A 20,290-nucleotide genomic window follows, 5' to 3' on the forward strand; every position below is an offset into this window, starting at 1 on the left:
GCTCCATCTTATCATCTTGTCCTTGCTACTCCTCTGACTTTGTTTTAATCATAGTTGGTATAGAGTTTATAGAATATTGGTACTTTTATTTCTTCGTTTAGACACAAGAGTGTATGGATTATTAGACTAAAATTCCGGGAAATCCTGAATCTGGGTATGCCGGACGATAATGCCCAGATCCCGCAAATAATCTTCGGTCTGCGCGGCCGTTGAGTGCCGGCAGTGTTGTTGAATCAATCGAATATTTTGGGTTGTACTCCAGAGCGCAATCACGCCGGTGTGTTTCCAGCTGTACATATCATACTTACCCTTCCAGCCTAGTTTCGCCAAGATCCTGACGTGATGCTGATAAAAGTAGTCGGGGCCCACTGGTTCGCTACCTGGTACACCCTGGTGGGTAAATACGTAAAAATGGGGTGGATACGTCCGTAGTTTGTACTGCTCGATGAGCGCCTGTAGGGGAGGAGGGATTTCAATGTATGCCCCCTCGTTATCTTTGGCCTCCTCTGCATTGACGTAAATCGTATCGGCTTTGATATCGCCCACCCGGATCAGGCGCAGCTCCTGACGCGGCCGAAAGAACGTATAGAACATGAACTGAACGAACAGCAGCAGATTCGTTTCGTTTTCCTTTCGGCAGATCTCCTTAAAGGTTTCCCGCTGCTCATCAGTAAACGCCGTGTGTTTATTGGTGTGGGTAGTTTTATCCTGAATATCGTCGAAGGGATTCACGATGGCCAGCTTGCCGGGCCGGTTGATCCGTTTGAGCCAATGCCGGTAAAACATACCGACGTTATCTTTGGCGTTGTTATGGCCCCGATTGGTCAGCCCGTATTTTAAAATCACCTGGTCTAGAAAATGCAGGGCGTCGCCATGGTGAAAGTTCGCCAGTGTTACGTTCTTCAGCCCGGGCGTATCGAGCAGGTACTGTTTGAACAGGCGCAGGCTGGAACGGTACGTACGCCACGAGTTGACCGAAGTGGTTTTCTGCTTATAGGCCAGATACAGATCGATCGCCTGCCGGATCATGGTATGGCCACCCACCTGATCAGCCTGGTCCCGGACGAGGACCTCCGGCGCTTTGGCCTGTGGATCCACGCAGGCACCCGCTTTAAGCTTCTGTTTGATCAGCCCGACAACCTCGCGGCCATCCTTCAGCCGATCGGCGACGGTGTCGCCTTTCAGCACTACCCGTTTCCGTTTTATCTTCTGCTCACGCTCCGAGTAAATGCCATACTCGACCACCCACTGTTTGGTGAGGTCATTGTCCTCCGGTTTGGAGATAAATGGCTCTTTAAACGGGTATTTCACGGGCGATGGCGTGATCTGTTTATTGAGAAAAAGTTGCCATTTTCTTGCCATTATCGAAGCTATGACAAGAAAACAGCCTGTAAGTACTTGACTTACAGGCTGTTGCAAAGTGCCGAAGGCGAGACTCGAACTCGCATGTCCGTAAAGACACACGCCCCTGAAACGTGCGTGTCTACCAATTTCACCACTTCGGCAGTACGTTCCCCGTATTGGGATGGCAAAGATACGAGCCGCTACGTTCTTTTTGCAAGAAAATCAGCTAAAAAATTTATACGGTTATCGACTAAAGGCTAATCGCTCACCAGCCTTGTTGGTTAAAAATTGCCCATTTTTATAAACCAACTCACCCGATACAATCGTATGTGTTACCGAATTCTTAAACGTATGCCCTTCTAACGGCGACCAACCACACTGATAAAGAATATTTTGCTTCGAAACGACAGTTGACTGCGTGGAATCAACGAGAACCAAATCAGCCCAATGGCCTTCCCGAACGTAACCACGGCGGTCAATCTGGAAGCAATCGGCAGGGGCGTGGCACATTTTTCGAACAACTGTTTCCAGAGAAAGCCTACCCTGATTCACAAACTCAAGCATCAGCAGCAGTGGATGTTGTACCAATGGCAAACCAGACGGAGCCTGCCAGTAATTCTGCTGCTTTTCGGCCCAAGTATGAGGGGCGTGGTCTGTAGCAATAATGTCCAAGCGGTCATCCATCAGGGCCGCCATCAGCGCTTTTTTGTGATGCCGAGCTTTGATGGCCGGATTACACTTTATCTGATTACCCAACGTAGCGTAATCGTCGCTATCGAACCAGAGGTGGTGAACGCAAACTTCAGCCGTGATACGTTTCTCCGTAAGTGGCAATTGATTAGTAAATAGAGCCAGTTCGTCAGCCGTAGAAATATGCAATACGTGTAAACGAGCATTGTGTTGCCGGGCCAGCGCCACGGCCAGTGACGATGATTTCAGACAAGCTTCCTCGTTACGTATCAGTGGGTGCAGGGCTGCGGTAGCCGAATCACCATACTCGATTTTGTAGCGTTCGGTATTGCTACGTATAGTAGCCTCATCTTCACAGTGCGTAGCAATGAGCATCGGACTTTGTCGAAATAAGGCATCCAGAACGCGCTCATTGTCAACCAGCATATTACCTGTTGATGAACCCATAAAAACCTTGATACCGCAAACGGTTTTTGGGTCGGTACGTAGCACTTCGTCGATATTATCGTTCGACGCACCCATAAAAAACGAATAATTTGCCAGCGATCGTTGGGCCGCAATCGCGTATTTATCGGCAAGTAATTCCTGCGTCAGTGCATTCGGCACAGTGTTGGGCATTTCCATGAAGCTGGTAACCCCACCCGCTACGGCGGCTCGCGATTCAGAATGGATAGTAGCTTTATGCGTCAGCCCAGGCTCCCGAAAATGAACCTGATCGTCAATAACGCCTGGTAATACGTACTGACCGTCAGCGTCGATAATCTGATTTATGTCTTTATCCGAAAGCCCCGATTTGATTTGCGAAATGAAGCCGTTTTCGATCAATATGTCCGCTTCGGTAATTTGCCCTTCGTTGATGATACGGGCATTACGAACCAGGAGTTTACGCATGTGCTGGAATCCAAAAATTTTGATCTGCATAATTGGCTCTTCTTTCGTTTGATTCCAAATTATAAATCTTCAAATAATCAGGAGTTACTATTTTACGATCTGGAAGATGTTTAAAAGGCAGGAGTCAACTGTATGAATAGAGTCAAATTTGCCTAAAAAATCCTTCAGTAAAATGTAGCAAGTCCGCTATTTTCGGCTCTCGTTGCTCAGGCAATACGTATTCCGGAAATTTGAGGTATGCTATTACGCAGTCTTTTGGTTCGAATGATTGGTCAGAATAGTAGCCATGTTACCTTTAAAGAAATTACGAACCCGAGGTTTCTTCAACGTACCGTTTCCAGCCAGCGCTCAAAACCTATGCTCGACTTCCGCCTGAATGTCTTTTACACTGTTGCCAAACGACTCAGCTTCACCAAAGCAGCTGCGGAATTATACGTAACACAGCCTGCCGTAACCAAACACATTCAGGAACTGGAGCATCATTTCGGTACGGCTCTTTTCGACCGTCGAGGGAACCAGATTAGCCTGACAGCGGCCGGAAGCGTATTGCTACGTCACGCCGAAAGTATTATGGCAACGTATCGTCAACTGGAATTCGACATGAACGCGCTGAAAGGCGAGTCGCGCGGTACGTTACGTGTAGGAGCCAGCACCACGGTGGCGCAGTACGTTATTCCGCCCGTATTGGCACGTTTTCATGAACAATCGGCCGACGTATCGATTTCGCTCCTGAGTGGCAATACCGAACAGATTGAGCAACAATTACTTAATGACGATATTGATTTAGGATTGGTGGAAGGGCGGACCCATCACAGCGATATTCGCTACACGCCGTTTGTGAAAGACGAACTCGTGCTCATCTGCCGCCCCGACCACCCGCTTGCCGACCGCGATGAGATTACGCTGGACGAACTAAAAACCATTCCGATCGTACTTCGAGAGCGCGGCTCTGGCTCACTCGAAGTCATTGAACACGCGCTACGTGGCGTTGGGCTACGTCTTACGGATTTGACTGTCGAAATGCAGTTAGGCAGTACCGAAACCATCAAATCATATCTTAGCAGTTCACGCTGTATGGCTTTCGTATCGGTCTTTGCCGTTCAGCATGAATTACGCGCCGGTACTTTGAAAATTCTTGATGTACAGGGGCTTACCATCGAACGGGATTTGTACTCCATTCAGCTTCAAGGCGTTAGCGAAGGCTTAGCCGATACGTTCATGCGTTTCGCCCGTCAGCAGTGGCGGAGAACGGATGCATAGGGGCATGGGGCATAGGGGAAAGGGCATAGGGTGTAAAGTTCCCGTGTGATGTGCCCTATGCCCTTTCCCCTATGCCCTATGCTACTTTGTACAACCAGATGCGCCAGAAACTCGTGGGGTCGTCAAATACTTTTTCGAGGTGAAGTTGGTTTTCGGTAGCGTTACGTATCGGAACAGCTGAGATAACGTATTGCCCGTTTAAAGCAGCTAACGCTTTGGTGTTGATTTGCAGATGATTAAGCGAACGATTTTGTGTTTTTCCGAACATATAATTCATTCCCAATTCTGCCGTATAAAGGTAAACCCGACAGGCGTAGGCGTCGTAATACGTCCTCATTTCCGCACGACCTTTCGCTAGTTCAGGCGCGATGATTTGCCGAAAGGCATGTTTATAAGCCAGCAGGTAATTATTCTGATACCCATCAAGTGTATAGAACCCATTGTAAATCGCAACAGCCGGATGCATCCCAATGCTAATGACTCGGTATGCCGATTGAGGTTGCCCAATATAATCCCGAATCTGCCCAAATAAATGAGGAGAATAGAACGCCTGATAAGACGGAAATTTCTCGTTCTGTGGTGAGCCAGTTAGCTTTCTGACGTTCGCGATAAATTCTTTGTTGGCTGCCAGTATAACGACCAGCTGAACCCCCAGAAACAGGCCATTTAAATAACTCCTGGGGCCAAACTCCCGAAGCGCGACGGCTAACAACAGCAGCCAGAGCAGGGGTAATAAAAAATAAAACCGATCGAACTGAAACGATTGCAGAAGGCTACCTTTACTCATCCAGACGGCCGGAAACCGGTAAAATCCGTTGATCAGGCAAATAATTCCAATACTTATCAGCAGTGCCGCCAGTTGCCAAAAATGCTTCGTATTACGTCGAAAATAGGCTAGCAGACCCGACAACGTAGCAACCAGAACAATCCAGACCGTAATGAAAGCGCCCGCATGGTACTGGCTCTGAACAAACAAGTGATAACTTTTGCGCAGACTTTCCGCCACTGTAATCGGCATGAGCCGTGCATAGTCATACTCCGTTCGATGCGAAACATAAGTTCGTGCCAGAAACGAATAAATCATCTGCCACTCGCATACTACGTAAAGACTACTCAGCAAAACCAGCCCGCCGAAATACGTCCAGTTGAATCGCCCGAAACCCTTTCTTTCTAGGGCCCAAACCCCATGCCCTATGCCAATCACCCCCAGCGCAACGCAGATGAAAAGCCCGGCCCAGACAAAAAATGAATAAAACGGAAAGAGACTAATAATAAGCCAGTCGGTCCAGCGGGCCTGATACGTTAGCAGATTCAAAAACGCGAATAACAGCAGTGGCTGACCGCTTACTGATACGCCATGAACCGTATAAAAAGGTATTAGCGCAAATAAGAAAGCAATTGAAACCCGAACGAACGCCCAGTCCGGTTCGGGAAGAACGTAGCGTTTGAGCAATACGTACATTCCCATCAACCCGACACTATGAATCACACTAAAATTGACAACCTGTGCTACGTAGGGCGGCATCAGCCAGAACGACAACACTTCCAGATTCAGGCCCGAACGTAGTGCCGCTCGTGGAATGCCTTTGAACGGCCCACCACTCATTACGTTCGGAATCACCGTATTGAGATCAAAATCGAAGGCGGTGCGCGTAATTTTCAGTAGGTGCAGATACAGAAAATCGCTGTCCAGATTGTCGTGGATTGTTACGTATGCATCTTCGCCAAGCAGGATAAAAGGGAGAATATATAACCCCAAAAGCCCTGTTGCAATGAGCAAATAGGTTCTATCAGCGTTGCGGGAAAGCTTTTTTAGTGAATCAGACGGCATATACAACCAGACCTTACAGATTTCCAGAATCCATAAAGTCCGCGAAAGTAGTCAAATTCGATCAATTGGCCGGAACGATAAAGGCCCATGCATTTTTCGTATTTTTACCGTCCAGACTTAACATTATCATGCAAACCCTCACTGCCACTACGTTCTTCACCGGGTTGACTCTCATATTGTTTGGAGTCCAGGCGCAGAATCGACCTACTAAATCCACCCCAAAACTGCCCGAGTTTTCCATGAGCCGGGCCGACGTAGAAGCTCATACGCGCTTCCTGGCATCCGACGAATTACAGGGTCGCCGTACCGGAGAACCGGGGAACTGGGTTGCTGCCCGCTACATTGCTGAGCGGTTCCGACAACTGGGCCTGAAACCTGCTATCACTACTGAAAATCAATTGGGTTATTTTCAGCGTGTTGAGTTAGAAAAAGTGAAAGCCGCTACGTCGGCCTCAATGCTTATTGGCAAAGACACGCTGAAGTTGGGCAAAGATTTGATCGTTATGGCGGGCGAACCTACCGACGTAGCGGGTGAAGTTATCTACGTGGGCTATGGCCTGACTAACGGTGACGATGGCTATAAAGGACGAGATGTAAAAGGACGTATCGTAGTGGCACAAGGTGGTTCGCCGGAAGCTAAAGGCCCTGGTGAAATCTTTCGGGCATCGGCGGAAAAACGAAAACTGGCTGCCGAAAAAGGCGCCACTGCTCTGATTGAACTTTACAGTGAATCGATTCCGTGGGGCATGGTCAATCAGTATTTTACCAAGGAACAGGTAGCCCTTTCTGCTTCGGACGGACGTAGTAAACCCGTTTTGCATCTTTGGCTCAACAACGCCAACAATCAGTATAAACAAATGAAAGAGGCTGGTCAAACCGTTACGTTACGTAGCTCGGGCCGACCAGCCACGGCAGTATCATCGGCCAACGTAGCGGGTATCATCGAAGGCACCGACCCCAAACTGAAAAATGAATACGTAGTGCTCTCGGCTCACTTCGACCACGTAGGCGTTGGCAGACAGGGTGGCAGTTATCAACCCGATGATAGTATTTTCAATGGTGCACGCGATAATGCCATCGGTACGGTAGCTCTATTGGAAGCCGCCAAAGCGTTGTCGCAACAGCGCCCCAAACGGTCGATTCTGGTGCTGGCCCTGACGGGTGAAGAAGTTGGGATGTTGGGAAGCCGTTATTATGCCGAACATCCACTGGTTCCACTGAAACAAACCATTTTTGATTTAAACACCGATGGCGCAGGCTACAGCGATACTACGATTGTGTCGGTTATTGGACTGGAACGTACCGGTGCCAAAGCCGAAATTGAAGCCGGCGCCAAAGCGTTTGGCTTGAGCGTATTTGCCGATCCTGTGCCCGAACAAGGGCTTTTTGACCGTTCTGACAATGTGAGCTTTGCCGCGAAAGGAATTCCCGCACCTGATTTTGCACCGGGTCTCAGGTCGTTCGATGGAGAAATCGCCAAATATTACCATCAGGCTATCGACAACCCTGAATCGCTGAATTTCAATTACGTATTACGATTCTGTCAGGCGTATACCCACTCAGCCCGCCTGATTGCCGACCGGCCTACGCGCCCGCAGTGGTCGCCCGGCGATAAATACGAAGCCGCCGGGAAAGCGCTTTACGGACAGTAGTAAAGTTTTCGGAAATGTGCTTTTATCTAGGTAGCCGACCAGTCAACCCCGATTAGAACCGCCCGGACGTATCGGCAAACTAAATCAGGTACTCTGGCGTTAACTAACTATCAACAATACGCTGACATGTTACTCAAATATCTGTTTATCATCACGCTGATTATTTTGTTTGTACCGCCTGTACGTCGGTTTGTGTTTTACCTGCTCGTCGGTCGGAAACTGGTGAAAGAGCAACAACGTAACGGCAATGTTCGCGACGCGCGTCGCGAAGGTGATATACGGGTAGATAACCGCCCCAAAAAAGATCGTAATACAAGCTTTGGGGACGGAGAGTATGTTGACTACGAAGAAGTGAAGTGATTGTAAGGCGGACATCTTGTCCGCATAGTCACGTTATATACAGTGCGGACAAGATGTCCACGTAATACCAGCCGTTAAATTTTTAGCGGCTGGTTTATTTTTGGGTTGTATCGACTTCGCGCTTGTATTTCACGGCTAAGCCCTTCATAATGTAGCCATTGTCGGTTATGGATGTGTAGTACGTGTATTTTACATCAACCAGGGCATCGGCACCGAGTTTTTTCGCTTGCATCGTGAGCCGAGCCAGCATTAAATCCTTCTGTTCCATGTCGTTGCCCCGATCAATCATTCGGCGGTCGGCCGACTGGTGATTTTTCAGCGGCACCTCCCCCTTTACTTCCAAATCCTGCAATGGTTCGAATGGACGATCGGGCCGTTGGTTGTCATAAAACACATCGACCGGGTAATTACGCTTGTTACGCAGATACACAACAGGCTGAAAACAACTTACTAATCCCGCTAGACATAGTAGCGACAGCAATCCTTTTCTTATTAATTGATGGTAAAAAGACTTATTCATGTTTTAGTTTTAGTACGTCAGCCACTATTTTCGGGTAATGCGTATGTTCAAGCATCTGTACATTGCGTGCTACGTCCTCGGGCGTGTCCGATGGCAAAACCGGGCAACTGGCCTGAAAAATGATCTGCCCTTCGTCGTAATGCTCATTAACGTAGTGAATTGTAATACCCGATTCAGTTTCGCCAGCCGCTACTACCGCTTTGTGAACGTAGTGCCCGTACATACCCTTTCCGCCAAATTTAGGCAGAAGAGCCGGATGAATATTAACGATTTTATTCGGGAATGCACGTACCAGTTCGGCTGGCATCAGCCACATAAAACCAGCCAGCACAATCAAGTCAACGTTCTGATTCAAAAGAAGTTGCGTGATCTGACTGGTTTCGTAGAACGTAGTACGATCGAATAATAAGACAGGAATGTGCATCCGTCTGGCCCGCTCGATAACACCAGCTTTCGGATTGTTCGAAACAATCAGTGATACGTCGACTTGCGTATTATCGGCAAAATAAAGGGCAATTTTTTCCGCATTCGAGCCCGAACCAGAAGCAAACAGAACGATACGTTTCAAATGAATAGTTGTTAGTCGATAGTCAACAGTCATTAGTCAATAGTATTCTGATGACTATTGACTAACGACTATCAAGCCAAAATTACAACTTTTGCCTATTTTTGTGGATACTCGCCTGAATACGATGCTGGCAACCAACCAACTTACGTTTGCATACAGCCCTGAAAAACAGTTTACGTTTCCCGACGTACGCTGCGACAACCGCGAAGCCCTGCTGATTCTGGGAAGTTCGGGGAAGGGTAAAACCACCTTTCTGCATTTGCTGGCGCTACTGCTGAAGCCTAAAAGCGGCTCCGTAGTTATCGACCAGACCGATTTGACGAAACTCAGCGCGGCCCAAACAGCAGCATTTCGCGCTCAGCACGTTGGGATCATTTATCAGAAACCTCACTTTGTGAGTTCGGTTTCGGTGCTTGATAATTTGCTGATGGCGAATTATTTAGCGAAAAAACCACAGGATAGAAATCGCGCTCGCGATCTGGCAAATCAACTGGGTTTTAGCGATCATCTGAATAAAAAAACAAACGAACTCAGTCAGGGAGAGCAGCAACGTGTCAGTATCGCTCGGGCCGTGATGAATCAGCCCGGTGTTATTCTGGCCGACGAACCAACCTCCAGCCTCGACGATATGAACACAGATCGCGTTGTGCAACTGCTACGTGATCAGTCGGAGCAGATCGGCGCCAGCCTGATTGTTGTGACCCACGACCAGCGATTGAAAGATGCCTTCCAGAATCGGGTAGAATTGTAACGTATCACTCCATCACCAAACATGCGTAAACTGTTACTCCTCTTCATTTTATTGCCCTTCCTGACCGTAGCCCAGAATCGGAAGAAAAAAGATTATCTGGTTACACTCAACACCGAATACGGCCCCTTGCGGCTCGTTCTGTACGATCAGACGCCGAAGCATAAGGAAAACTTTATCAAACTGGTCGACCAGAAATTCTACGATAGTTTGCTTTTTCACCGCATCATTCCGCTGTTCATGATTCAGGGGGGCGACCCGAATTCTAAAAAAAGCAAAGACGGTGAACCGCTTGGTAATGGCGATATTGGTTATAAAGTACCGGCTGAAATTGTGCCGAATCTGTTCCATAAGAAAGGCGCTCTAGCCGCAGCTCGCGATAATAATCCTGAAAAAGCGTCGAGTGGTTGCCAGTTCTACGTAGTGCAGGGGCGTGTATGGACGGCCGATGAATTGCAGAAACAAATTGAACGCGGTCAGGCGAGAGGTGCCAGCGGGCGCGTATTTACCGATGAACAGAAAAAGGTCTATCAAACACTGGGCGGTGCGCCACACTTAGATGGAAATTACACCGTTTTTGGCGAAGTAATTGACGGAATCGCCGTTGTGGATAGCATTGCCAAACAACCACGTAACGAAATGGATCGCCCAAATAAAAACGTTCGAATAAGTATGACCGGCGATTGGGTGAAGAAAAAGAAAATCACAAAACAGTATAAATACCAGTATTAAACATGAGGTATTGAATCGGAGAATAGTCAATTATACGTACATGAGCTCTCCTGATATCTTGATTCTACTGCTAGCTTCTCACTTATGAAAAAACGCATTCTGATTACAGGCGCTAATGGCTTGCTGGGCCAAAAACTGGTCGATTTATTAACCAAACAACCTGACATTGACTTAATTGCCACCGCGCGGGGCGATAACCGTCTGCCTTACACAGATGGCTATACGTATCGGTCGATGGATATTACCGACCGTCAACAAGTGCTCGACGTAATCGGCGACGTAGCACCCGACGCAGTTATCCACGGCGCGGCCATGACCGATGTGGATAAGTGTGAAACCCAGAAGGATGCCTGCTGGGCGCAAAACGTCCATGCCGTTGAATACATCGTGGAAGCCTGCCAAAATACAGGAGCGTTTCTGGTACACGTATCAACCGACTTTATTTTCGATGGTTCGGCTGGCCCTTATGACGAGACGGCTGAGCCAAATCCGATCAGTTTTTACGGTTGGAGCAAGCAGGCCGGCGAATCGGTAGTGCGGCATTCGGATATAAAATGGGCCATCGCCCGCACGGTGCTTGTCTATGGCATTGCCCACGACATGAGCCGCAGCAACATTATTCTCTGGGTGAAAAAATCGCTCGAAGATGGCAAAAATATTAAAGTCGTTACGGATCAGTGGCGCAGCCCCACACTAGCCGAAGATTTGGCGATAGGATGTTACCTGATTGCTGATAAACAGGCGGAAGGCGTTTTCAATATTTCGGGAAAAGAGGTTTTGACACCTTACGAAATGGCCATCAAAACCGCCGATTATTTCAGCCTCGACAAATCGCTTATCGCCCAAGCCGACGCTTCTACGTTCACGCAGGTCGCCCGCCGACCACCGCGAACCGGCTTTATTCTGGACAAAGCCCGCACGGTGCTTGGTTATGATCCGCATTCGTTCGACGAAGGAATCGCGGTGCTGGCTGGCCAGTTGAAGCCACAGACCATATGAGTCAGGTGAAAATTTATGGAGAACGTCTGAACTTGCTTCCAATTCGGGAGCAACTTTCAGACGTTATTCATTCGTGCGTGGTCGATGCACTACAGTTTCCGCCAAACAAACGGGCCCACCGATTTTTCTGTCTCGAACCCGAAGATTTCTTCCGGCCCGCCACAGCTTCCGACCGCTACGTTATTCTGGAGTTTATCATGATGGAAGGACGTAGCATCGACACAAAAAAGAAGTTTATTCATCTTCTCTACGAACGTATCAGTACGCAGTTGAATCTGCCCGTAACCGATCTGGAAATCTGCATTCTGGAGAGCCCGGCGCATAATTGGGGATTCCGGGGCATGACTGGCGACGAAATCACGCTGAATTACAACGTCAACGTCTGACCAGCATGATCGTGCATCTGAAAGTAAAACCCGGTAGCAAAATCGACCGATTGTTTTACGATGCGGCTGGTCAGCTTACGGCCAAAATCAAAGCACCCGCACAGGACGGCAAAGCCAACGCCTATCTGATTGATTATCTGGCTAAACAAGTTGGCATTTCTAAATCGGACGTAACAATCGTGTCTGGTTTCACCAATCCTCACAAACGTATCGACCTGAACGTAGCACCAGACCGTTTCGATACGTTTGTGAAACGATTGGAACGTGAGAAACGCCATAATTGACATGTGATCGTTGATGGAAATATTGTTGCTTGGTTCTATAAATCTCCGTATCTTTTCGTTCCTACGCTTTTTAAATCAGCTAGTTAGCTTGCTGATAATCCATGCCCCACGTTAACGACGTATTGATCTGTTAAAAATAGACCATGGTTGAGGCCGATGGATGTTCCAGCTAACCCATGATAAGTTCCGAGGGCGAGTTCATTCCTAAACTGAAGTCACTGATTGATGCCAATCTGGATAATCCGTCGTTTTCAGTAGACGCCATCTGTACGGAGTTGGGGATCAGTCGGGCACAACTGCATCGGATTGTAAAAGATCAGTTCGACCTGTCTGTTACGTTGTATATCCGGAAAGTTCGTCTGGAAAAAGCCAACGAATTATTAACCAATACCAATCTGCGTATTTCGGAGGTGGCCGACCGGGTGGGCATCAATAATCCTCAGAATTTCAGTAAATATTTTACCGAAACATTCGCCATCAGCCCAACCGAATTCCGGCGGCTGAAGCAGGCTCCGGCGAACGGGGCTGACGTAGTAACTCCTGAAACGATTACGATTCCTGATGCTATGTTGCCGCCCGTACTGGCAGCGCCAGACGTAGCAATTCCTCCTGATTCCCATTCTTCGTCAAAGCGGGCAAACCGCTGGGTACTGTATGGTTTTCTCCTGATCGTGTTGGTTTTAGGACTGACTATTTTCATCACTACGTATGTTCAATCGGATGCCCGGCCGTCTGATGACGTCAAAACGTCGCTTACTGTGCTGCCCTTAATTAACATGGGTTCGCCCGATACCGACCCCATCTGCGAACGGCTGATGGAGGATATTCATACCGGCGTTTCGCTTATTCCGCATCTGCGCGTCATCGCCCGTTCATCGTCCGACCAGTACCGAAATACGCAAAAAAGTATCTGGCAAATTGGTGATGACCTGCGGGTTGCCAATATTCTGCGGGGGAAAGTGCTGAAATCCGGGGAGCAGATTCAAATGAAGATCGAACTCATCGACGCCAAAGAAGACCGGCTCATCTGGACTAAAAACTACAACGTAGCGCACCGTGACGTGTTTCAACTCACCGATCAAATTACGCAGGACGTAGCAAAACAGTTGAACCTGGAAAACAAACCTACATCTAGTGAGAAATTAGAGTTGGCACGTACCAAAAATACGGTTGCCTATAACCATTTTTTGCAGGGCCGCCAGTTGGTGATTACCCGTGTGAAAAGCGACGTACTGGAAAGTATAACCCGCTTCGATCAGGCGCTGGCCCTCGATTCTACGTTTGCCGAAGCGTATGCGCTGAAAGCGCTGGCTTATTATGTGCTCCCTGAAACAGACACTATAAAACCTCCAAAAAATAAACAAATCGCTGAACAACTTGCCCTGACGGCTATACGGATCGATCCGGGGAATAGTACAGCTTACGGAATTTTAGGGACCATTTATTTCGATACGCGTCAGTGGCAGGCTGCCAGCAACGCCTTTAAAATCGCGCTCCAGAACAACCCAAACGATGCCCAGATCAATTATTGGTATAGTCTGTTACTCAGGGCTATAGGGCGGGTCGATGAGTCTGTTCAATATAGTTCCAAGGCTATCGCGCTCGACCCGCTCCATCCGGTTTTCATGGGTGGGCATATCGCTAATTGCGCCTATGCCCGTAAGTTCGACTTAGCACGGGCGGGCATCGAGAGTGGGGAGGTACTCTTTAAACAGTCATACAGTTATCAATCAGGTATTTCCAGATTCTGGATAAGTCAGCGTGCTTATGACCGGGCAGTGACTGATCTTCAAAAAGCCTTGCTATTGAACCCCGACGACAACGGTAATTTGCCAGCGTTGATGTATTGTGAGGCTAAACGGGGCAATCGATCCAAAGCACAGGCTTATCTTCGTGGGCTAGCCAGCACCACTCCCCGCATCGACTACAATCGGGCGGTTGTCTATGCCGGTCTGAACCAGTCAGATAGCTCGTTGTATTATCTTAAAAAAGCGGCTGATGCAGGCTACATCTACCGCGATATGAAGGTGGTAACGTTTTTTGAACCTTACCACGCTCATCCTGTTTTCAAAGGCATTCTGCGCCAGTATCATTACCCATCAGATCGGTAATTAATAACACCCTTTTCTGGCTCTCCTTCTGCATCGTGTATTGTATGTATAAAGCAATAGCGTATACAAATGCAATAATAGAATAAGCTTTTCCTGATCGTGAGACAATAGACCAAGTTTTTGAAACAATAAGCGCAGCCTTTCCTCTAGCCTGATTCCACTTTTGTCATGCTCAACCATCCGAGGCCAGGGTGGTCTGTCGAGCTATCTATTGCTGAAAATTTTTGTGTTAACCGACTGCTCCGGGGCAGTTGGATACTGATTGGCAACCGTTAATCGGCTATCGATTCAGTTGGCTGTTTGCGTCTATTTTTCATGTTATCCTCAGCTCTTTACTGGTATGAACTCATTTTTACGCTTTCGTGATGCGCTTTATTGGTCTGACTGTTTTCGGATTTGCATTGGACTGTTGATTTGGGTTGGATTGACAACCGCTGCCTATGCACAAACATTTGTGTGGGCAAAACAAATGGCGGGCGGTTTCAACTCGGGAAAATCCATCGCGGTAGATGGCGCGGGCAATGTCTACACCGCTGGTTTCTTTAATGGTACAGTCGATTTTGACCCCGGACCAGGTGACTTCAGCCTGACAGCAACCGATATCGATATGTATGTGAGCAAGCTCGATGTGGCTGGTAATCTACTATGGGCCAGGCGTATAGGCGGTCCTGGTTCTGACGCGGCTAATTCCGTTGTGGTAGATGGGTCTGGGAATGTCTACACCACGGGTCATTTTTCCGGAACAGTGGACTTTGACCCTGGACCGGGCGTATTCAACCTGACTGCGGGAGGACTCGAAGGCGCCTTTGTGAGTAAACTCGATGCAGCGGGCAATCTGGTATGGGCCAAAGCGCTGGCCGGAAATGGTAGTGTTGATGGCTATTCGATTGCCGTTGATGGCTCCGGAAATGTTCATACGACCGGCGTTTTCAGTTATACGACCGATTTTGATCCGGGTCCGGGCGTCTACAGCCTGAGTGCAGTAACGCTGGCCAACACTCCTCAAAATGATGACATTTTTGTGAGCAAACTCGATGCATTGGGCAATTTCGTTTCGGCGTATCGTTTGGGAGATACCAGTAACGATTTCGGCTACGCAATTGCGGTGGATGGAACGGGAAGTGTGTACGCCACAGGCATTTTCTCCGGCACGACGGATTTTGATCCCGGCCCAGGTGTAAACAACCTGACTTCGACGGGGGCGATGTACATCACTAAACTCGATGCCTCGGGTAACCTCGCGTGGGTGAAATTGCTGGAGGGTGGAATTGCGGCTTTCTCGATAGCTGTGGATGGAGCGGGGAACGCCTACACCACAGGCACTTTGAACGGCACCGTCGATTTTGATCCTGGCTCTGGCGTATTCGATCTCACCGGAACAGGTGGTGTAAAAGGTTTTGTGAGTCAACTCGATGCAGCGGGAAATTTCGTGTGGGCCAGGAATCTGGGGGGGATAGGCTATTCGATCTCGGTTGATGGATTACGGAATGTCTATACAACTGGTCGTTTTCGAGGTACATCCGATTTTGACCCTGGACCGGGCGTATACGACCTGACAGAAGGCGGTAGTAGTGGCGGTAACATCTTTATCAGCAAACTGGATATATCGGGCAATTTTGCCCGGGCCAGCAGTTTGGTTGGTGCTGGTTTTGATACCGGTAACGGAATCGCAGTCGATAAATCGGGTGATGTACACACAACTGGTTTTTTCGAGGGCTCGGCTGATTTTGATCCCGGTTCGGGTGTATTCAATCTGTCAGCTGGGGGAACTTATGATACGTTTGTTCTCAAGTTCAATCAGTTAGATGTTGTTGCCAGACCTACTTTGGTTTGCGTAGGCAGCACGGTGGCTCTTTCTGTAACGGCCAATGGTGGTACGTCTCCATTTTCCTACACATGGATAGCCCCGGCGGGTGCTACGTTGTCAGCTACCAATACGTCCGCTGTTTCAGCCACATTAACGGCGCCCGGTGAACAGACCTTCACTGTTTCGGTTGCTGGATTGGGCGGCCCTCAGAGCACCACTACGGTGAGTGTAACGGCAACGGGCTCAGCAGTAAGCATCACAGCCAACCCCAGCCTGACCATTACATCGGGTAGCAGTACTACGTTGACGGCGTCGGGAGCGAGTTCGTATAGCTGGTCGAGCGGGCAAAATACGGCGGCCATATCCGTAAGTACGGCCGGTCCCTATTCGGTCACTGGTACGTCCGGGGGCTGTTCATCGACAACAGGTGTGGTCGTCACCGTCATCAATACGGCCCCTACAATTACAGGATTCTCGGCTAATCCGGCCGCAGTTTGTGTAGGAAATCCGGTAATGTTTACGGCTTCCGTCGGCAATGTAAGCGGTGGTTATTCCTACACGCTGACAGATGGCAGTAATCCGGTTACGGGTACATCAACAAGTAATACGTTCAGTCAGAGCCTGATATCCAGTAGTACTAGTGGGCAAAATTTTACGCTGACAGTTAACAGTAACATCCAGATAGCGCAGGCAACTACTACGTTGACGGTCAGTAGCCTACCTACAGCTACCCTCTCTGTCAGTCCATCATCAACCCTAAGCTGTTCTCAAACCAGCCTGACCTTAACGGCCGGTGGAGGTACAAGCTACACCCTCAGCAATGGGCAGAGTAATACTACAGGCCAGTTTGTAATTAATCAGCCGGGTACTTATAGCGTGATTGTGGCTAACGCTAGTGGCTGTACGGCTATAGCTAGCGTAACTGTATTTCAGGACAGTAGCATACCAACCGTTACTGTTACCCCCGCCAGTGCTACGTTGACCTGTGCCAATTCCTCTACCATCCTGTCGGCCAGTGGCAGCGGTACGTTCCGATGGAATACCGGAGCCATTACGTCCATGATCAGTGCTACGTCCGCCGGAATATACTCTGTTACGTTGACGGCGATCAATGGTTGTACGGCGACGACCTCCGTTCAGGTGTTTCAGGATAATAGTGTACCAGCAGTGAGCATAAATCCATCGAGTTTTACGTTGACCTGCACTAGTCCCACAGCTAGCTTGAGTGCGGTAGGCAACGGGACGTATCACTGGAATACGGGAGCTACTACGTCTTCCATTACTGCTACGTCGGCGGGGGCTTATTCCGTTACCTTAACGGCTTCTAGTGGATGTACGGCAACAGCCACGGCTCAGGTGTTTCAAAACACAACTATCCCATCAGTCAGCATTTCACCGACCAGCACTACGTTAACCTGCGCTAACCCCACGGTCAGTCTGACGGCGGTGGGAGATGGTACGTATCGCTGGAATACAGGGAGCACTTCACAGGTGATCAGCGCTACGTCAGCGGGGACTTATTCAGTGACTTTGACGGACGCTAATGGTTGTACGGCGACGACCTCCGTTCAGGTGTTTCAGGATAATAGTGTACCGTCGGTGAGTATCAATCCCAGTTCGGCAACGTTGACCTGCCCAAGCCCTGCTGCGAGTCTGACGGCGACAGGCAACGGCACCTTCCGCTGGAACACCGGCGCTACGTCCGCAATCATCAGTGTGACTGCTGCTGGAATATACTCCGTTACATTAACATCAACCAGCGGCTGTTCCGCTTCTACATCCGCCACCGTTTACCTGAATAATAACGTACCTAATTTGACCATCAACCCTGCCAGTGCTACGTTGACATGTACCAATTCCTCGGTTAGTCTGACGGCGGTGGGTAGTGGGACCTATCGTTGGAATACGAGTGCTATTACGCCTACTATCAGTGCTACGTCCGCCGGAATGTACTCTGTTACGTTGACGGCTGCCAATGGTTGTACGGCAACGGCTTCAGCACAAGTCTTCCAGAATAACAGCGTGCCGTCGGTGAGTATTTCACCAGGTAGTGCTACGTTAACCTGCGTCAATCCTACGGCTAGTTTAACGGCGGTAGGTAGTGGTACGTATCGCTGGAACACCGGGGCCACTTCGCAGGTGATCAGTGTGACCGGCGCGGGTGCGTATTCCGTTACGTTGACCGGGGCTAACGGCTGCACTGCAACTTTTTCGGCGCAGGTTAGTCAGGATAATACCCCGCCTTCTATTACTGTTTCCGTAAGTCCTTCTCTGACCATTAACCCTGGGCAGAGTGCTACGCTCACTACCAGCGGAGCTACTACGTACCGTTGGAATACGGGGGCAATTACGTCCACCATCGTGGTCAGTTCGGAAGGTGTTTATTCGGTCACGGGTACTATAGGTATCTGTTCGGCGCAGGCTTCCGTAACGATATCGGCTCCGTTCGCTATTTCTGCGGTCATTTCGCATTCCTGCCAGCAGATTGCCAGTAATCGCTACGTTATCAGCTTCACTCCGCAGTATAGCGGGCGCAATGGACAGCCGATTAGTTTCTCGATTGCCAACGAGATATTTCCTACTACCAATGTCGGTCCCTATACGCTGCAACTCTATGACGATAATCCGACTATCATTCTTCATGCACAACAGGGAGGCACGCCGGGCGAGGTCAATTACACGTATAACTGGCTGGCTATCTGCCGAAATCCGCAACCCAACACACCTCCAAGAGTCGATCAGCCGCTTACCGACCAGACTGCCCGCGTCGGTCAGGAATTTGGCTACACGATCCCTCAGACGACCTTCACGGACAACGAATCTCCCCAAAGTCTAACGCTCGCTGTTACGGGATTACCCGCCGGGTTGGGCTTCACGCCACCATTTCAGATCGGTGGGATACCCAACGTAGCGGGTGTAAGTTCGGTGACCATAACGGCTACCGATCCCGGCGGACTTACTGCAGTTGCCACCTTTGTACTCACTGTGGTCGATCCTTCTGCTACCAACGCACCACCCACGCTGGCTAACCCCGTCGCCGATCAGGTGACTATTCAGGGGCAACCCTTCAGTTTGAGTCTGAGTAATACGTTTAGTGATGCACAGACGCCCCAGACATTGATGTTGACGGCCAGTGGCATACCTGCTGGACTTACGCTGGTGGGGACTACGCTCTCCGGTACGCCTTCCGTAAGTGGTACGTCCACCATATCGCTGACGGCTACCGATCCGGGCGGGCTGAGTGCTACCATGACTTTCGGCATGACGGTACTGCCTTCTTCAGCAACGGCCAGTGCGCCCTTCGCCATTACGGGAGTAAGTCCGCTCACTTGTACGCAGATTGCGGCTAATCGCTATGATATCAGCTTCAATCCCCGATATAGTGGCCTCAATGGGCAGCCGATCAGTTTCTGGGTGCAGGACGAAATGTCGCCCACGACCGCGTCGGGGCCTTACAGTCTGCAACTCTATACTGATAATCCAACGGTTGTGCTGAAAGCCCGGCAGACGGGTAGCGCGGGCGAAGCCAGTTTTACTTACAACTGGTTGAGTTTTTGCCAGAACCCGCAGCCGAATACACCACCTCGGGTGAATCAGCCGCTCACCGACCAGACCGCCAAAGTAGGAGAGGAGTTTGGCTATACGATTCCTCAGACGACCTTCACCGACAACGAGTCGCCCCACAGTCTTAGCCTGACGGTGAGTGGCTTGCCGACTGGAATGAGTTTTAGCCCGCCTGTTCAGATTGGTGGTGTTCCTGGTTCGACGGGAGTAAGTTCGGTTACGGTTACAGGTACAGATCCACAAGGGTTAAGTGTGAGTACAAGTTTTGTGTTACGAGTGGTCGGCTCTGGTTGCCGGGATACTAACGGAGCTATTACTACCGTCAAATCAGGGAGTTGGAGTGACCCTGCTGTGTGGTCGTGTGGAGTGGTGCCTACAGGCAGTGATGGAGTACAACTCAATCATGCGATCAGTTTGCCCGCTGGCTACGTAGCAGAAGTTAAAACGCTACGTTATGGGAGTGGCGGTGGCCTGACGAACCAGACCGGTGCCCGACTTCGACTGGGCTTTTAAGCGGAGTTGGGCTTAGGAAGAATTGAAGAA

At 49.4% G+C, this 20,290-nt stretch carries 15 protein-coding genes and 1 tRNA gene; 10 read left to right on the forward strand and 6 right to left on the reverse strand.

Annotated elements, in window-relative coordinates; genetic code table 11:
• Positions 1–126: 126 nt before the first annotated feature.
• The 3 genes from IC229_RS06000 to IC229_RS06010 form a co-directional block, all read right to left on the reverse strand.
• Complete coding sequence (locus IC229_RS06000; protein WP_190886030.1) at positions 127–1,362, reverse strand: tyrosine-type recombinase/integrase; 1,236 nt, start codon at positions 1,360–1,362, stop codon at positions 127–129.
• A gap of 59 nt (positions 1,363–1,421) precedes the next feature.
• Positions 1,422–1,505 (reverse strand) — tRNA-Leu (locus tag IC229_RS06005).
• Positions 1,506–1,587: 82 nt separating this feature from the next.
• Positions 1,588–2,925, reverse strand: a complete 1,338-nt coding sequence (locus tag IC229_RS06010; protein WP_190886112.1) for a dihydroorotase — start codon at positions 2,923–2,925, stop codon at positions 1,588–1,590.
• A 357-nt stretch (positions 2,926–3,282) separates the two neighbouring features.
• Between IC229_RS06010 and IC229_RS06015 the strand changes: the two genes are divergently transcribed.
• Positions 3,283–4,185: a LysR family transcriptional regulator gene (locus IC229_RS06015; protein ID WP_190886031.1), complete on the forward strand. Its 903-nt coding sequence runs from the start codon at positions 3,283–3,285 to the stop codon at positions 4,183–4,185.
• Between the two features lie 76 nt (positions 4,186–4,261).
• Here IC229_RS06015 and IC229_RS06020 read toward each other — a convergent pair whose 3' ends face one another.
• Complete coding sequence (locus IC229_RS06020) at positions 4,262–6,016, reverse strand: DUF6044 family protein (protein ID WP_223833878.1); 1,755 nt, start codon at positions 6,014–6,016, stop codon at positions 4,262–4,264.
• 128 nt (positions 6,017–6,144) lie between these two features.
• On the opposite strand from IC229_RS06020, the gene IC229_RS06025 reads away from it, so the two are divergent.
• Together IC229_RS06025 and IC229_RS06030 are read left to right on the forward strand one after the other, a co-directional pair.
• The gene (locus IC229_RS06025; RefSeq protein WP_190886033.1) at positions 6,145–7,668 is read left to right on the forward strand and encodes a M20/M25/M40 family metallo-hydrolase; all 1,524 of its coding nucleotides are present in this window, start codon (positions 6,145–6,147) and stop codon (positions 7,666–7,668) included.
• A gap of 126 nt (positions 7,669–7,794) precedes the next feature.
• Entirely contained in the window at positions 7,795–8,028 is a 234-nt protein-coding gene (locus IC229_RS06030; RefSeq protein WP_190886034.1) for a DUF4834 domain-containing protein, read from the forward strand.
• A gap of 94 nt (positions 8,029–8,122) precedes the next feature.
• On the opposite strand, the gene IC229_RS06035 is transcribed toward IC229_RS06030, so the two are convergent.
• Both IC229_RS06035 and purN read right to left on the reverse strand, forming a co-directional pair.
• Entirely contained in the window at positions 8,123–8,548 is a 426-nt protein-coding gene (locus IC229_RS06035; RefSeq protein ID WP_223833879.1) for a hypothetical protein, read from the reverse strand.
• Positions 8,541–9,116 (reverse strand): phosphoribosylglycinamide formyltransferase, encoded by a 576-nt coding sequence (gene purN / locus IC229_RS06040; RefSeq protein WP_190886114.1) that lies wholly within the window; start codon positions 9,114–9,116, stop codon positions 8,541–8,543. Before purN ends, IC229_RS06035 begins: the two co-directional genes overlap by 8 nt.
• A 124-nt stretch (positions 9,117–9,240) precedes the next feature.
• Between purN and IC229_RS06045 the strand changes: the two genes are divergently transcribed.
• The 7 genes from IC229_RS06045 (at position 9,241) to IC229_RS06075 (ending at position 20,260) form a co-directional block, all read left to right on the forward strand.
• Entirely contained in the window at positions 9,241–9,867 is a 627-nt protein-coding gene (locus IC229_RS06045; RefSeq protein WP_190886115.1) for an ABC transporter ATP-binding protein, read from the forward strand.
• A gap of 21 nt (positions 9,868–9,888) precedes the next feature.
• Positions 9,889–10,596, forward strand: coding sequence for a peptidylprolyl isomerase (locus IC229_RS06050; protein ID WP_190886035.1), 708 nt, complete (start codon positions 9,889–9,891; stop codon positions 10,594–10,596).
• Positions 10,597–10,680: 84 nt separating this feature from the next.
• Positions 10,681–11,595, forward strand: a complete 915-nt coding sequence (locus IC229_RS06055) for an SDR family oxidoreductase (RefSeq protein WP_190886036.1) — start codon at positions 10,681–10,683, stop codon at positions 11,593–11,595.
• The gene (locus IC229_RS06060; protein ID WP_190886037.1) at positions 11,592–11,981 is read left to right on the forward strand and encodes a tautomerase family protein; all 390 of its coding nucleotides are present in this window, start codon (positions 11,592–11,594) and stop codon (positions 11,979–11,981) included. Before IC229_RS06055 ends, IC229_RS06060 begins: the two co-directional genes overlap by 4 nt.
• 5 nt (positions 11,982–11,986) lie before the next feature.
• Positions 11,987–12,265: a DUF167 domain-containing protein gene (locus IC229_RS06065; RefSeq protein WP_190886038.1), complete on the forward strand. Its 279-nt coding sequence runs from the start codon at positions 11,987–11,989 to the stop codon at positions 12,263–12,265.
• A gap of 176 nt (positions 12,266–12,441) precedes the next feature.
• The gene (locus IC229_RS06070) at positions 12,442–14,376 is read left to right on the forward strand and encodes a helix-turn-helix domain-containing protein (RefSeq protein ID WP_190886039.1); all 1,935 of its coding nucleotides are present in this window, start codon (positions 12,442–12,444) and stop codon (positions 14,374–14,376) included.
• Positions 14,377–14,716: 340 nt separating this feature from the next.
• The gene (locus tag IC229_RS06075; protein WP_190886040.1) at positions 14,717–20,260 is read left to right on the forward strand and encodes a putative Ig domain-containing protein; all 5,544 of its coding nucleotides are present in this window, start codon (positions 14,717–14,719) and stop codon (positions 20,258–20,260) included.
• Positions 20,261–20,290: the final 30 nt, after the last annotated feature.

Source organism: Spirosoma profusum, assembly GCF_014699005.1.
Taxonomy (GTDB): domain Bacteria; phylum Bacteroidota; class Bacteroidia; order Cytophagales; family Spirosomataceae; genus Spirosoma; species Spirosoma profusum.